The sequence below is a fragment of the Variovorax sp. Sphag1AA genome (genome assembly GCF_014192575.1).
Lineage (GTDB): Bacteria > Pseudomonadota > Gammaproteobacteria > Burkholderiales > Burkholderiaceae_C > Variovorax.
Map to the genome: position 1 here is coordinate 260,245 of NZ_JACHYC010000003.1, position 13,340 is coordinate 273,584.

Here is a 13,340-nt window from a genome sequence, read left to right on the forward strand (position 1 = left end):
TTCTTTCAGGCCTTGAGGTCCAGGCGCCGCACGAGTGGTGGGAAGTCCGCCATGTCCTGGCGGATGGTGGCTTCGAGAACCTGCGGTGCACCGCCCACGAGTTCCCAGCCGTTGACCTGGGCACGGGCTTTCATCTGCGTGTCTGCAAGCGCCTTGTCCAGTGCCTTGTTGAGGCGGGCGATGACTTCGGGCGGCGTGCCGCGCGGCGCGGCCAGGCCAATCCAGAACGACGGGTCATAGCGGGCAAAGCCGGACTCGGCCAGCGTCGGTACCTCGCTCATCGAGGTGAGCCGCCTGGATGCAGTCTGCACCAGCGGCACGATGGTCCCGCCCTTGAGCCCCGGTTGGGCAGACGAGAAGTCGAGAAGCGCCAGCTGCACCTCACCAGCCATCAGCCCGGTGATCAGCGGCCCCGAGCCCTTATAGGGAACATGGACCAGGTCGATGCCCGCCAGCGACTTGAACTGCTCGATGGCGATGTGGTTGGTCGCCCCGATGCCGGCGCTGCCATAGAACAGTTTTCCAGGCTGCGACTTTGCCTGCGCGATGAACTCGCGCAGGCTGTGCCAAGGCGACTTGCCCGGCGTCGCGAAGATGCCGACGGCGCGCAGCGCCAACCCCACTGGCGCCAGGTCGCGCGGCGGATCCACTTGCGCGCCTTGCTGGACCAGGGGCGCGACGATGTGGTTCGACCGCGAAGTCACCAGCACCGTGTAGCCGTCCGCTGGTGCGTTGGCGACGGCAGCGCTGCCGATCAGTCCGGCCGCGCCCGGCCGGTTGTCGATGACCAGCGGTTGGCCCAGCTCGGCGCGCATCGACTCGGCCAGGAAGCGCGCCACGATGTCGGACGGGCCGCCCGGCGGGTTGGGTACGACCAGCTTGATGGGACGTTGCGGAAAGGCGCCATCGGCCCATGCCTGACTAGCGGCCAGGGGCGCCAGCGCCGCAGTGGCCAGGAACGATCTGCGAGTGCTCATGCGTGTGTCTCCGTGCCGGGGAACGCGGTGCGCCCGCCGAGTGTTTCCGCCACCCAGTCGGCGATGTAGGCACCGGCGTTGGCAGAGTTGTCGAAACTGGAATGCTGGGCACCGCCTTCCCGGTCGGTAAACACCTTCAGCTCCCGCTTCGGGCTGTTCACCAGCTGATCGAAGGTGCGCTGGGCCCACTTGAGAGGGATCTGCGAGTCCTTCTCGCCGTGCGTCACGAGGAAAGGCACGCGGATCTTCTCGACCACGCCATCCAGGTGCACGTTCTCGGCGATGCGCATGAAGTCATCGACATCCTTGGCACCCCAGACCCAGCACACATGCGACCAGTAGTGCGGGACCGGAAAGCTGCCTTCCTTTTCGAGGCGCCGTTTCTGTACGTCGCGCCAATCGTGGTTCGCACCCCAGACCACGCCGCAGGCGAAGCGAGGCTCCATGGCCACCGCGCGCGGGCAGTAGTAGCCGCCCAGCGAAACGCCCTCGCATCCGATGCGCGCAGGGTCGATGTCCGCGCGGGCCTCCAGCCAGTCGACCACGCGACTGGCCCAGTGCTCGCTGTCGAAACGCGCGGTGAGCCCGTGCAGGCGCAGGGCCTCGCCGGTGCCAGGCTGATCGATGAGCAGCGAAGCCACGCCACGTTGCGCCAGCCAGCGCGGCAGCCCGACCCGGTACTTCATCTCCTTGGTCGAGTCCAGGCCGTTGAGCTGCACCAGGACGGGCGCGCGCGTGCCGGGCGCGATGCCTTCGGCGCGAACATAGAGCCCGGCCAGGTGTGTGTCGCCGTAGGGAATCTCGACGCGCTCGCAGTTCTCGTTGGCCAGCCGCACGCCGCGCTCGAAGGTGTCGAGAAAGCGCCTGTAGAGCGCCTCGCGTCCGGGTGCGCCGTGCGCCTGCAGGCGCTCAGCGGTCATCAGGTAGGTGGCGGCGCGCCCCAGCTTGTCGCCGGCGGAGATGAGCCGGCCACTAGCCTCGTCCTCTTGCGCGAGCTCGCACAGCTGGTCGGCCATGCGCTCCCAGCTTTCTCGAAAGGCGGCCGAGGCCGCGGCGTCGGGCTGGCGCGCGGCTTCCTGCAGCGGAGCGCACATGGTCTCGATCTCGCCGATGCGCGCGCCCATCTCGATGGCGAGGTCGACCGAAAGATTCCAGACGTAGTTGGTTGGGAAGTACTTGAACATTTGTCTCCTGTCTCATCCAGCGGCGTCGATGCTAGGGGTGCGTGTGCTGCGTGACGAATGGTTCTTCTCGATGCGAGGTATGCGCCCGCGCCATACCTGCTTCAGCCGCCGTCCGACACCAGCGTGCCGCCGTCGACCACCAGCGTCTGTCCTGTGATGAAGCCGCCGGCCGGCGAGGCGAGCATCGCGGCAACGCCGGCCACCTCGTGCGGCTCGCCGACCCGCCGCAGCGGTGTCATGGCAAGGCGTTTGGCCATGAAGGCTTCGTCGACCAGCAGTCCCTGCGACAGCGGCGTGCGGATCAGCCCCGGCGCAACGGCGTTGACACGCACCCCGCGCGGCCCCCATTCGACCGCGAGATTGCGCGCCATCTGCGACAGCGCCGCCTTGGTGAGGCCGTACAGGCCGATCGCGCGGTTGCCGCGCAACGCGGCGATGCTGGCCATCAGGATGACGCAGCCGCGCCCGCGCGCGGCCATGCCGGGCACCAGCGCGGCACACAGCGCATGGGCACTGGCGAGGTTGACCTGGAAGACCCGATCCCAGTCGTCGCGGTCCACGTCGAGCAGCGGCCCCGCCGGACCTTGCATCCCGGCATTGCAGACCACGGTGTCGATGCGGCCGAATGCCTCGATGGCGCGCGGTCCGGTGTCCGCAGCGTCTCTGGCGTCGGACAGATCGGCCGTCACGGTCTGCACGCGCACGCCCCACGCCCGGCATTGCGTGGCGAGTGCTTCCAAGTCGCTCCCGGGCCGGTCGGACAGCACCAGGTCTGCGCCCTGGCTTGCGAAGACCTGAGCTATCGCCTGGCCCAACCCGCCGGACGCCCCCGTGACCAGGGCAACCTGGCCATGCAGGCCGAAGAGGGAGGGGCCTGCGGCGTCAGTCAAGCTGGACCCCGACCTCGCGGATCACCTTGCCCCAGCGGGCTGTTTCCGCGCGGATCAGTTCGGTGAACTCGGCACGCGAACTCGGCGCCACCAAGAGGCCCAGGTCGGTGTAGCGCTGCACGACCTCCGGTGATTGCACCGCCTTGACCAGTTCGTCATGCAGCAGGTTGGCGATGGGCTCGGGTGTGCCGGCCTTCACCACGACGCCGGTCCAGCCCGGCACGTTCAGCGAAGGCATGCCCAGCTCGCCGATGGTGGGTACCTCCGGCAGTTGCGGCAGCCGGCGCTCGCTGCCCACCACAGTCAACGCCCGGGCCTTGTTCTCCCGCACCAGCGGGATGCTGCTCGGTGTCACGTCCAGCAGCAGGTCGATGTGGCCGGCCATGAGGTCCTGCACCGCCGGGGCGCCGCCCTTGTAGGCCACGTGGGTGAGGTTGCCCTTGATCTCGCGACGGAGCATCTCCATCCAGATGTGTGGCTGGCTGCCCATGCCGTAGGAACCGTAGTTCAGGCCCTGCCCGGAGCGTGCCGCCTCGATCAGGTCCTGCCAGGTCTTCAGCCGGCTGTTGGCCGGCACGATCAGCAACGTGGGCGAGACCAGCAGCCGCGTCAGCGGCATGAAGTCCTTGAGCGTGTCGTAGCTGAGCTTCGGATACAGCCCCGCGTTCATGGAGAACGGGCCCAGGTCACCGTAGAAGAGGGTGTAGCCATCCGCAGGCTGCTGCTTCACATGGTTCGCGCCAATCTGGCCGCCGGCCCCGGGTCGGTTGTCGACCACCACGGGCTGCTTGAGGCTGGCCGAAAGCTTTTGCGCGAGCATGCGCGACAGCGCATCGCCGAAGCCGCCTGCCGGGTAGGGCACGACCCAGGTGATGGGGCGCGTCGGAAATGGCGCCGCCTGCGCACCGGCCCGGGTTGCGAGGGACGCGAGCGGCAGCGCAGCGGCCGTGCACAGCAGAGAGCGTCGAGTTGAATTCATGGTGGTCAAGTCTCTAAGTAAGGAGATAAGGAGGAATCGGATAGGCCGCAGATAGAGAAGCGCCAGTCATCGCCAGCCTTCCTCTTCTGCCGCAGCTTCGTAATCGGGCTCCAGTGCGCGCCGCACCAGCGCCGAAGGCGTGACGTCGTCGCGCAGGCCTATGGCGCGCGCCGCACCGTCGTCCAGCAGCGGGTAGCGGCCGAACACGGCCTCCACGGCAGGCTGGGGCGCATAGCGCACGAGGCGCTCGCCGTTCACGCCATACACCGTCGAGAGGGTGTGCACGAGCTCGGCCATCGACAGGCGCAGCACCGGCAGCACCCAGGAACGGCCAGCGTCGCCGGCCGCATCCATCGCCGCCGCGTGCACCAGGTTCTGCGCACAGCGCCGCGCTGACATCCACCAGGCGGTGGCCTCGGGCCCAACCGGACAAGTGAATTCCTCGTTCACCTTGAGCGCATGCATGACGTCGCTCATGAAGGCCGAGACCAGGCCGGACGGCGTGCGAGGGCGCGCCACGATGCCCGGCAGCCGCAGCGAGCGGCCGTCGAGGCTGCCGCGGCGTGTGTGGTCGGCCAGCACGATTTCGCAAGCCAGCTTGTGCGCGCCGTAGGTCATGGGCGGGCGCGCAGGCGTAGCGGCATTGACGAGGTCTGGCAGCGGATGGTCGTAGACCGCGATGGTGCTGGCATAGACCACCACTGGCGGAGGCTCGCCCACCCCGCGCTTCACCGCTGCGAGCGTGTCGAAGAGGTCCAGGCTTGCATCGAGGTTCACCCGGCGGCTGAGCGCAGGATCTGCTTCCGCGGCACCGCCGGGCACCGCGGCCAGATGGAAGCACACATCGGGCGCGAACTCAGCGAGGCGCTCCTGCAACTGCGCATGGCCCAGGTCTCCTTCGATACCGACGACGCCGGCGGGGAGCACGGCCAATCGCTGATCGCAGGCCGCCAGCCGCTCGATAGGCCGTTGGCCGATCCGCGGCCGCGCAGCCAGCAGGCGCAAGAGGGTCGCGCCGATGAAGCCACCGGCGCCAGTCACCAGCACGCGCATGTTCAGTCCTCGAAGATCGCGACCGCGCGCGTCCAGCCGGCCGAAGCGCCGCGGATCTTGTGCGGGAAGCAGCAGATGGTGAAGCCGTCGCCGGGCAGCGATTCCAGGTTGTGCAGCTTCTCCAGGTGGCAGTAGCCAATGTCGCGCCCGGCCTTGTGGCCCTCCCAGATGAGCGACACGTCGCCTGTCTGCGCGATGCGCTGGGCGGTGTAGCTGAAGGGTGCGTCCCAGCTCCAGGCGTCGGTCCCCGTGAGGCGCACGCCCCGCTCGAGGAGATACATGGTGGCCTCGTAGCCCATGCCGCAGCCCGCCGAGAGGTAGTCCCCGTGGCCGTAGCGCTCGCCGGCGCGCGTGTTCACCACCACGATGTCCATCGGACGCAGCACGTGACCGATGCGCACCAGCTCCGCCTCGACGTCCGCCGCCGTGGCGACGTAGCCATCCGGCAGGTGCCGGAAGTCCAGCTTCACGCCCGGGCGGAAGCACCAGTCCAGCGGCACCTCGTCGATGGTGATCGAGGGGCGGCTGCCGCCCAGCTTCGCATCCTGCGTCGAGTGGAAGTGGTAGGGCGCATCGAGGTGCGTCCCGTTGTGCGTGGACAGGCTCACCCACTCGGCGGCCGCGGCCTCGCCGTCCGGGTAGTCCTCGGCCCGCGTGCCCGGTATGAGCTGCATGAACTCCTGCACGGTCTCGCCGTGCGTCTGGTAGGTGATCTTCGGTGCGAGCGGCGGCGGGTCGGAGGGAACGTCGTTCTCCAGATAGATCGACAGGTCGACGAAGCGGGGCATCTTGCTGTGCTCCCCTCTCAGGCGCCGGACGCCGGCGCCTGCACCACGCGCTGGTCGATCGCGCCGAAGACTGGCCGGCCGTCTCGACGGGCCTCCATGCGCACGCGGTCGCCAAAGCGCATGAAGGGTGTGGTGCTCGTGCCGCCGGCAATCTGCTCGATGGCGCGCCGCTCGGCGATGCACGCAGAACCGTTGGCACCCCCTTCGTTCGACACCGTGCCCGATCCGATGATGGTGCCGGCCGACAGCCTGCGCGTGCGGGCGGCATGCGCGATCAGCTGATCGAAGCCGAAGTTCATCTCGCGGCCGTTCGGATGGCCGAACCACTGCCCGTTGTACTGGACCTCCAGGTCCAGCTGCACGCGGCCATCGTGCCAGTTGGCGCCGATCTCGTCGGGCGTCACGGCCACCGGTGCGAAGCTCGAAGAGGGTTTGGCCTGGAAGAAGCCGAAGCCGGTGCGCATCTCGCGAGGGCCGAAGGCGCGCAGGCTCACGTCGTTGATCTGCACCAGCAGCACGATGCGATCGAGCGCGGCGACGGCCGGGCATCCCATCGGCACGTCCCTCACGATGACGCCGAACTCGCCCTCGAAGTCGATCCCGTCGGCTTCGTCCGGCAGGGGGATGTCGTCATGCGCGCCGAGCAGGTCGTCGGAGCCGCCCTGGTACATCAGCGGAATGCGTTCGATGTCCGGTATGGGCGGCATGTTGAAGGCCCTTTCCATCAGGCGACCATGGTTCAGGAATGCTGAGCCGTCGCACCACTGGGGCGCGCGAGGAAGCGGAGCGGCGGCCTGCGCCGGGTCGAAATCGAAGGCGCTAATGGCGGCCCCTGCGTTGAGCGTTTCGTACAGCGCGGCGAGCAGCGGCGCGGTGTCGACCCAGCGCTCCACTGCGTCCAGCAGCGTGGGCGCGATATGGGTCGCATCGACGGCCTGACGCAGGTCGGTCGAGACCACGACCAGGCGGCCGTCCTTGTGGCCGTTCTTGAGGGTTGCAAGCTTCATGTGGGAAAGTCTTCGTTCCAGTGGACGGGTGCCAGCCCGGGGACGGGCGAGCGGAAGCTGGGCAGCGTGGTGCCACGCAGGCTGCCCAAGTAGACGGTCTGCAGGTCCGGCCCGCCGAATGTCAGGCTGGCCATCCAGGGGGCCAGGGTGCCGCAGGCGGCAGCCATGATTTCGGGTGTCAGGGTGCGGGCTTCGTAGTGGGCGTCGAGTTCGCGCGTGGCCTCGGGGTTTCCGTCGTCGAGCAGGGTGAGCAGTTCGCCGTCAGGCGTGATGGCCACCAGGCGGTCGGCCATGACCAGCGTCACCCACAGGTTGCCGAAAGCATCGAAGGCAAAGCCATCGGGAAAGCCTGGCAGCTTGCTCGGCCCGTACACCTCTCGCGTACCCAGCGAGCCATCTGCGCGCACTTGCAAGCGGGAGATGCGGCGGGCGTTGCTCTCCACCACGTAGAGCCATTCTTCCGCTGCGTCCATTCGGATCTCGTTGGTGCCTTCGAAGCCGTCCGCCACGATGCGCGGGCCCTTCTCGTCGATGACCGCGATGTAACCATCCGCGGCGCGCGCGTTGATGGAGTCGGTCCACGGGTTCATTCGCGTGGTGACCGTGAGCCAGACCCGCCCGCGTCGATCTCGCAGGACGAAGTTGGCTTTGCCCAGCGGTTCGCCGTCCAGTCGATCGAACAACCGGCGTACCTGGCCTTCGCGCGTCATGACGTCGACGGAATCGGTGCCCCAGTTGGCCACCACGATCTCGCCTCCAGGCAGGAAGGCCATCCCGTTGGGAAGCGATCCATGGCTTTGCACATAGCGGCTGTCGAAGTCGATCGCGGCATCAGGGCTTGCGGCGTCAAAGGGGACCACCAGCTGCTGCTGCCCATCGGTCGAGATGCGCATGGCGCCGCCTCGTGCATCCGCTGCCCAGAGCGTTCCGTTGCGCTCCGCCAGGACGCATTCCGGGCGTTGCAGGTTCTGGCCCACATGCCGGATCGCAGCACGATCGACCTGCCAGCCTCTGAGGGGATTGTTCTTGACCATGCGGCTCTTGTCTCGAAGAGCGCGCAGCTTAGGTCCGCCATCTCGCGGGCACCAACCGATTCTTCCGATACCAGCCATCGTCGGACGCAATGCCTGCGCCTCGCTAAGATGGCCTCGGACCTATGGAGACACACAGTGCGTTACCAGCGCATCGACCTCAACCTGCTGATCGCCCTCGACGCCTTGCTGGCCGAGCGCAACGTTACCCGCGCCGCGGAGCGCATGCACATGACCCAGTCGGCCATGAGCGGCGTGCTGTCGAGGCTGCGCGAATACCTCGATGACTCCCTGCTCGTGCCGGTGGGCCGCAGCATGCAGCTGACGCCGCGGGCCGAAAGCCTGATCGAGCCGGTGCGCAACATCATCCTTCAGGTGGACGCCACCCTCGGGGTCAAGCCGGAGTTTGAGCCGGCCACTGCGCAGCGCCACTTTCGCATCATCGCGTCCGACTACGTGACGCAGGTGCTGCTCGCAGAGGTGCTGCGCCGCATCGCACAGTTGGCGCCCCATCTGAGCTTCGACGTGCGTCCCACCTACGCCGGAATGGCGCAGGACCTGGATCAGGGTCGCGTCGACTTCCTCATCACGCCGGCCCACCTTACGCTCTCGGACCATCCGCAGGCCGTGCTGTTCGACGACACCTACCATGTGATCGCCTGCCAGCAGAACCGCGAGATGGTGGATGGCATCACCCTCGAGCAATACCAGTCGGTGGGTCATGTGGTCTACCAGGCCGAACAGGGGACCAATCCCTGGTTCGAGCAGTGGTACGCCAACCAGCACGGCAACACCCGGCGTATCGAGGTGGTGGCGCACGGCTTTCTGCTGATGCCACGCTTCGTGGTGGGCACAGGCCGAATCGCGACCATCCAGACCCGCCTGGCCAAGCAGTTTGTTCAAGCAATGCCGTTGAGGCTATTGGAGCCGCCGCTGGAAACGCCCCGCCTTACCGAAGTGCTGCAATGGCATCGATATCGCGATGACGACCCGGGAGTGCAATGGGTTCGCGACCAGGTCGTTTCCTTGGCCCATGTGATGCCTGCGATTTGAGTTGTGGTCCCCACTGAAATCAAGGGTTTCATCCTCACTCGCCACTGGCGGGATGTCACGACAGGTACCGAGATCGAGTACTGGCTGGCCACAGATGCGGGGCCGAGGAAAGTGGTCCTGACCTCCCAGACGTCTGTCGCGTTCGTCGAAACGAAGCACAGAGCGTCGGTCGAAACGCATCTCGCCGCGATGCCAGGGCTGGAGCTGCGCGAACTCGAACTGAAGTCCTTTCACCAGGAACCCGTCGTCGGCGTCTACTCGAAGCATTTCCGCCAACTAGGTCGATTGGCGCGTGCCCTCCGGACACAGGGCATCCCACTGTTCGAAGCCGATGTGCGTCCGCACGATCGCTTCCTGATGGAACGGTTCATCACCGCCGGCGTGCTGGTCGAAGGAGGGAAAGCGGACTCCTCCACCATCGTCGACTGCAAGCTGAAGCCTGCGCCCGATTACCGGCCGGTGTTGAAAGTGGTGTCGCTGGACATCGAGACGAGCCAGGACGAGGAGCTCTATTCCATTGCGCTGGACGGGGCGGTTGAACGTGTTGTCTTCATGCTCGGCGAGCGGCCACCCGAATCGAACGACCCCACGGACTTCTCCCTCATCTATTGCCCGACCCGCAAGGCCTTGCTGGAGAAGCTCAACGATTGGTTCGAGAGGAACGACCCGGACGTCATCATCGGATGGAGCGTCATCCAGTTCGACCTGCGCGTTCTGCAGAAGGGTGCAGACGCGTGCGGGGCGCAACTTCTCCTGGGCCGCGAGCGTCGGCCCATCGATTGGCGGACCCATCCGGGGAAGCAGGGCTATCTGTTCGCGGCGGTGCCCGGCCGAGTGGTCATCGACGGCATCGAGGCGCTCAGAGCTGCGTCGAGGAGCTTCTCGTCCTTCAGCCTGGAGTCCGTTTCACAGGAACTGCTGGGCGAGGGCAAGGCCATCGGCGACGAGTACGACAAGATGGCCGAGATCGAGCGGCGCTACCAGGAGGACAAGCCTGCGCTCGCGCTCTACAACATCCGGGACTGCGAGTTGGTCCTGCGCATCTTCGAGAAGACGAACCTTCTGCAGTTCATGATGGAGCGTGCCCACACCACGGGCCTTCAGGTAGACCACTTCGGTGGTTCCATTGCCGCGTTCAGCCATCACTACCTGCCGCGAATGCATCGTCTGGGCTACGTCGCGCCGAATGTGGGCGAGATTCAGAGCAAGGCGTTCCCCGGTGGGTATGTGATGGACTCCAAGCCGGGGTTCTATGACTCGGTCGTCGTCCTGGACTACAAGAGCCTCTACCCCTCGATCATTCGAACGTTTCTGGTCGACCCGGTCGGCTTTGTGGAAGGCGCGAACGCGAGCGACCCGGCAACGCTCGTGAAGGGACCGCAAGGCACCTTGTTCTCGCGCGAGAAGCATTGCCTGCCTGCAATCGTGACCACCCTTTGGCGGGCTCGAGACGCGGCCAAGCTCGCCAGGAACGAGTCGCTGTCCCAGGCGCTGAAGCTGCTCATGAATTCCTTTGCCGGCGTGCTGGGTGCAGCCGACTGCCGCTTCTTCAATCCCAAGGTCGTCTCCGCCATCACGTTGCGGGGGCACGAGATGATGAAGCTCACGCGCACGTTCGTGGAGAAGCGGGGCTACGAGGCCATCTACGGCGACACCGACTCCATCTTCATCTGGCTCAAGCGCACCCACACCAACGAGGAAGCGCATGCCATCGCGGCCAATCTGGTGAGCGACATCAACGACTGGTGGACCCGCACGCTGCGCGAGGAGCACGGCTTGGCGAACTTCCTTGAAATCGAGTTCGACACCCACTACAAGAAGTTCTTCATGCCGACCATTCGCGGGTCAGACGTGGGCAGCAAGAAGCGCTACGCGGGCCTGAGCGTGGATGCTGCGGGCAAGGAAGAGATGGTCTACCGCGGCTTGGAGATGGCCCGTAGCGACTGGACTCTGTTGGCGCGCCAGTTCCAGGAAGGGCTGCTCTCACGCATCTTCCACGGCGACCCTTTCAAGGCGTTCGTGGCCGACTATGCGCGCTCGACGTTGGCCGGGCAGAAAGATGACCTGCTCGTCTACCGGAAGCGGCTGCGCCATCGTCTCGATGCCTATCAGGTCAACGTGCCGCCGCAGGTCCGTGCCGCTCGCATTGCCGACGAATACAACGGCCGGGTCAACCGACCTCTCCAGTACCAGAAGGGCGGGTGGATTCAATACGTCATGACGCAGAACGGCCCGGAGCCGCTGGAGACACGGCATTCGCGCATCGACTACGAACACTACCTGACCAAGCAGCTCCAGCCGATTGCCGATGCCATCCTCCAGCCAATGGGGGAGAGTTTCGTGGCACTGACGAGCGCGCAGCAAGGGCTTTTCTGAACGTGCCCAGGTTGACGGCGCGCGCAACGGCCTCACAGGCAGTGGCACCTTCTGGGATTGGGCTCTTGTCGAGCAATGACAGGCGATAACTCATGCGGGTCATTCTCGAAACCGCCGTGTCACATCCCAAGTGATGAATTCAGTGATGTTCATGCGGTCCGCGCACGAAAATTCAAGGAACGTGGACGAGCCACCGAATATGAATCCTCGGGAAACGTAGTTGTCAGCGTCGCGTGCTGTGACTACCGTCTGAAATTGATAGTGGGGTTGTCTCCTCGTCGTATTCGGGCGACGTTCGCGGGTCCATGCGGCCCGCTTTTTTTTGGCAGAACGAAAGGACTGAATCATGAGCAGCAAGTCTTCGGTCGAGCGCACGCAGGTGGCATGGATCGCCGGTGTCGGCGCCAGCGCAGGGCTCGGCGCGGCCCTGGCACGTCGGTTCGCCCGCGGCGGCTTCGCAGTTGCATTGACCGGGCGCACCGCGCAGCAGCTACAAGTGGTGGCCTCCGAGATCGAGGCAGCGGGCGGGCAGGCACATGCCTTCGCAGGGGATGTTGCAAGCGAAGCGGAGATCCACGGAATCGGGCAGCGCGTGCAAGCGCTCGGCGCGTTGACGTTCGCTGCCTTCAACGCCGCGAGTGCTGTGCGAGCGCCGACGCTCGAGCTCACGGTCGAGCAGTTCACGCAGGCGTGGCGCACCAGTACCCTCGGGGGCTTCATCTTCGGGCGTGAAGCGCTTCAACTGCTGCAGGCAAATGGGCTGGATCCGCGAGCGCCGAACGGACGCGGCAGCCTCCTGTTCACCGGTGCGACGGCCGCCCTGCGGGGCAAGCCGCCGTTCGCTGCATTCGCTGCGGCCAAGGCCGGTCTACGGTCGCTCAGCCAGAGCCTGGCGCGAGAGTTTGGGCCGCAGGGCATTCACGTGGCCCACGTGGTGATCGACGGCGGCATCGATGGCGAGAGGCTCCGCAGCAATGCACCCCAGCGCGTGGAGCAAGCCGGTGAAGACGGACTGCTCAGCCTGGACGCGATCGCGGAGAGCTACTGGCAACTGCACCTGCAGCATCGCAGCGCCTGGACGCAGGAACTCGACCTGCGACCGTTCAAGGAACCTTTCTGAGGAGCGTGCCCGTTACGCAGCGAGCCTGTGCGCGGGCCCCGCATCGGCAGCTTCGCGTGCCCGCCGGGCCTCGTAGCTGCGCAGTTGCGCGTAAGCGAGCGGCAGAAGCACCGTGTCGGCGGTGGACCAACGCCCGACCACGGTCTGTGTCGGCGCCAGGCCGAAGAAGCGCAAGGTCTCGAAGGGATGGCGCGCAGGGTCCCGCGCGCGATTGGCTGCGTTGCGCTGCGGTCCGTCGATGACGGCGCGCAGCAGTGCGCCATCAGGATCGGCGGCCTCGCGTCGTGGTGCCGCGAAGCTGCAGACAGGCGCGAGCAGCGCAGCAGCGAGAACGCGTCGACGGTCCGGCGACAGGCAACGAAGATGGTGGGCAGGGGAGCGTTCCATATGCGAGTGCTTTGTTGTCTTTCATTGCCAGTCGTGAGAGGGCTTGTGCCACAGATCGATGCCACCCTCGATGGCGTGACGGTCGATCTCCGCCAGCTCTTCGGCCGTGAACGCCAGATGCTTCAGTGCGGCGACGTTCTCCACGATCTGCTCGGGCCGGCTGGCACCGATCAGCGCCGAACTCACGCGCGGGTCGCGCAGCGTCCAGGCCAGTGCGAGCTGCGCCAGGCTCTGGCCACGCCGCCGCGCGATCTCGCGCAGGGCACGAGCACGCACGAGGTTGTCTTCCGACAGGTGCTCCGCCTTGAGCGAGCCGGCACCCGGGCGGTTCACACGCGCGTCGGTCGGTACTTGAACGCCTGGCGCGTCGCTTGGACCTGGCCGAAGGCGTCGTGGCTTCGCTCGATCAATCTTGGCGCCCGAATCCTCAGGTCGATGGCGAGGTTCGGTCGGCTTGATCAAGGAGTCGACAGGCAGCTTCGCCGTCGCGTTGTT

The 13,340-nt window shown here is 66.3% G+C and carries 12 protein-coding genes and 1 pseudogene; 3 read left to right on the forward strand and 10 right to left on the reverse strand.

Features of this window, described 5'->3' with window-relative positions; translation table 11 throughout:
* Positions 1-5: 5 nt before the first annotated feature.
* From FHW64_RS13080 to FHW64_RS13115, 8 genes are all read right to left on the reverse strand, one after another.
* Positions 6-977, reverse strand: coding sequence for a tripartite tricarboxylate transporter substrate binding protein (locus tag FHW64_RS13080; protein ID WP_184526766.1), 972 nt, complete (start codon positions 975-977; stop codon positions 6-8).
* Positions 974-2,161 (reverse strand): S9 family peptidase, encoded by a 1,188-nt coding sequence (locus FHW64_RS13085; RefSeq protein ID WP_184526768.1) that lies wholly within the window; start codon positions 2,159-2,161, stop codon positions 974-976. Before FHW64_RS13085 ends, FHW64_RS13080 begins: the two co-directional genes overlap by 4 nt.
* A 101-nt stretch (positions 2,162-2,262) precedes the next feature.
* Positions 2,263-3,051: an SDR family NAD(P)-dependent oxidoreductase gene (locus FHW64_RS13090; protein ID WP_184526770.1), complete on the reverse strand. Its 789-nt coding sequence runs from the start codon at positions 3,049-3,051 to the stop codon at positions 2,263-2,265.
* Positions 3,044-4,030 carry a tripartite tricarboxylate transporter substrate binding protein gene (locus tag FHW64_RS13095; RefSeq protein ID WP_184526772.1) on the reverse strand — a complete coding sequence of 329 codons (987 nt, stop codon included), beginning with the start codon at positions 4,028-4,030 and terminating at the stop codon, positions 3,044-3,046. The genes FHW64_RS13090 and FHW64_RS13095 overlap by 8 nt, the downstream gene beginning before the upstream one ends.
* Before the next feature lie 66 nt (positions 4,031-4,096).
* Positions 4,097-5,083, reverse strand: coding sequence for an NAD-dependent epimerase/dehydratase family protein (locus FHW64_RS13100; RefSeq protein ID WP_184526773.1), 987 nt, complete (start codon positions 5,081-5,083; stop codon positions 4,097-4,099).
* Between the two features lie 2 nt (positions 5,084-5,085).
* Positions 5,086-5,871 carry a cyclase family protein gene (locus tag FHW64_RS13105; protein WP_184526775.1) on the reverse strand — a complete coding sequence of 262 codons (786 nt, stop codon included), beginning with the start codon at positions 5,869-5,871 and terminating at the stop codon, positions 5,086-5,088.
* Positions 5,872-5,888: 17 nt separating this feature from the next.
* On the reverse strand, positions 5,889-6,878 hold the full coding sequence (locus FHW64_RS13110; RefSeq protein ID WP_184526777.1) for a fumarylacetoacetate hydrolase family protein: 990 nt from the start codon (positions 6,876-6,878) through the stop codon (positions 5,889-5,891).
* Positions 6,875-7,912, reverse strand: coding sequence for an SMP-30/gluconolactonase/LRE family protein (locus FHW64_RS13115; protein ID WP_184526779.1), 1,038 nt, complete (start codon positions 7,910-7,912; stop codon positions 6,875-6,877). Before FHW64_RS13115 ends, FHW64_RS13110 begins: the two co-directional genes overlap by 4 nt.
* 135 nt (positions 7,913-8,047) lie before the next feature.
* On the opposite strand from FHW64_RS13115, the gene FHW64_RS13120 reads away from it, so the two are divergent.
* The 3 genes from FHW64_RS13120 (at position 8,048) to FHW64_RS13130 (ending at position 12,458) form a co-directional block, all read left to right on the forward strand.
* Positions 8,048-8,962 carry a LysR family transcriptional regulator gene (locus FHW64_RS13120; RefSeq protein ID WP_184526781.1) on the forward strand — a complete coding sequence of 305 codons (915 nt, stop codon included), beginning with the start codon at positions 8,048-8,050 and terminating at the stop codon, positions 8,960-8,962.
* 3 nt (positions 8,963-8,965) lie between these two features.
* A complete protein-coding gene (locus FHW64_RS13125) occupies positions 8,966-11,338 on the forward strand; it encodes a DNA polymerase II (RefSeq protein ID WP_184526783.1) in 2,373 nt (790 codons plus the stop codon).
* A 346-nt stretch (positions 11,339-11,684) separates the two neighbouring features.
* The gene (locus tag FHW64_RS13130; protein WP_184526785.1) at positions 11,685-12,458 is read left to right on the forward strand and encodes an SDR family NAD(P)-dependent oxidoreductase; all 774 of its coding nucleotides are present in this window, start codon (positions 11,685-11,687) and stop codon (positions 12,456-12,458) included.
* Positions 12,459-12,470: 12 nt separating this feature from the next.
* Here FHW64_RS13130 and FHW64_RS13135 read toward each other — a convergent pair whose 3' ends face one another.
* Together FHW64_RS13135 and FHW64_RS34420 are read right to left on the reverse strand one after the other, a co-directional pair.
* Positions 12,471-12,845, reverse strand: a complete 375-nt coding sequence (locus FHW64_RS13135) for a hypothetical protein (protein WP_184526787.1) — start codon at positions 12,843-12,845, stop codon at positions 12,471-12,473.
* Positions 12,846-12,866: 21 nt separating this feature from the next.
* Positions 12,867-13,196: pseudogene (locus FHW64_RS34420) on the reverse strand (aldo/keto reductase); the annotation flags it as partial.
* Positions 13,197-13,340: the final 144 nt, after the last annotated feature.

Coding starts and splice junctions, on each gene's coding strand:
- FHW64_RS13080 (WP_184526766.1), bottom strand. CDS start 977: ATGAGCACTCGCAGATCGTTCCTGGCCACTGCGGCGCTGGCGCCCCTG.
- FHW64_RS13085 (WP_184526768.1), bottom strand. CDS start 2,161: ATGTTCAAGTACTTCCCAACCAACTACGTCTGGAATCTTTCGGTCGAC.
- FHW64_RS13095 (WP_184526772.1), bottom strand. CDS start 4,030: ATGAATTCAACTCGACGCTCTCTGCTGTGCACGGCCGCTGCGCTGCCG.
- FHW64_RS13100 (WP_184526773.1), bottom strand. CDS start 5,083: ATGCGCGTGCTGGTGACTGGCGCCGGTGGCTTCATCGGCGCGACCCTC.
- FHW64_RS13105 (WP_184526775.1), bottom strand. CDS start 5,871: ATGCCCCGCTTCGTCGACCTGTCGATCTATCTGGAGAACGACGTTCCC.
- FHW64_RS13110 (WP_184526777.1), bottom strand. CDS start 6,878: ATGAAGCTTGCAACCCTCAAGAACGGCCACAAGGACGGCCGCCTGGTC.
- FHW64_RS13115 (WP_184526779.1), bottom strand. CDS start 7,912: ATGGTCAAGAACAATCCCCTCAGAGGCTGGCAGGTCGATCGTGCTGCG.
- FHW64_RS13130 (WP_184526785.1), top strand. CDS start 11,685: ATGAGCAGCAAGTCTTCGGTCGAGCGCACGCAGGTGGCATGGATCGCC.
- FHW64_RS13135 (WP_184526787.1), bottom strand. CDS start 12,845: ATGGAACGCTCCCCTGCCCACCATCTTCGTTGCCTGTCGCCGGACCGT.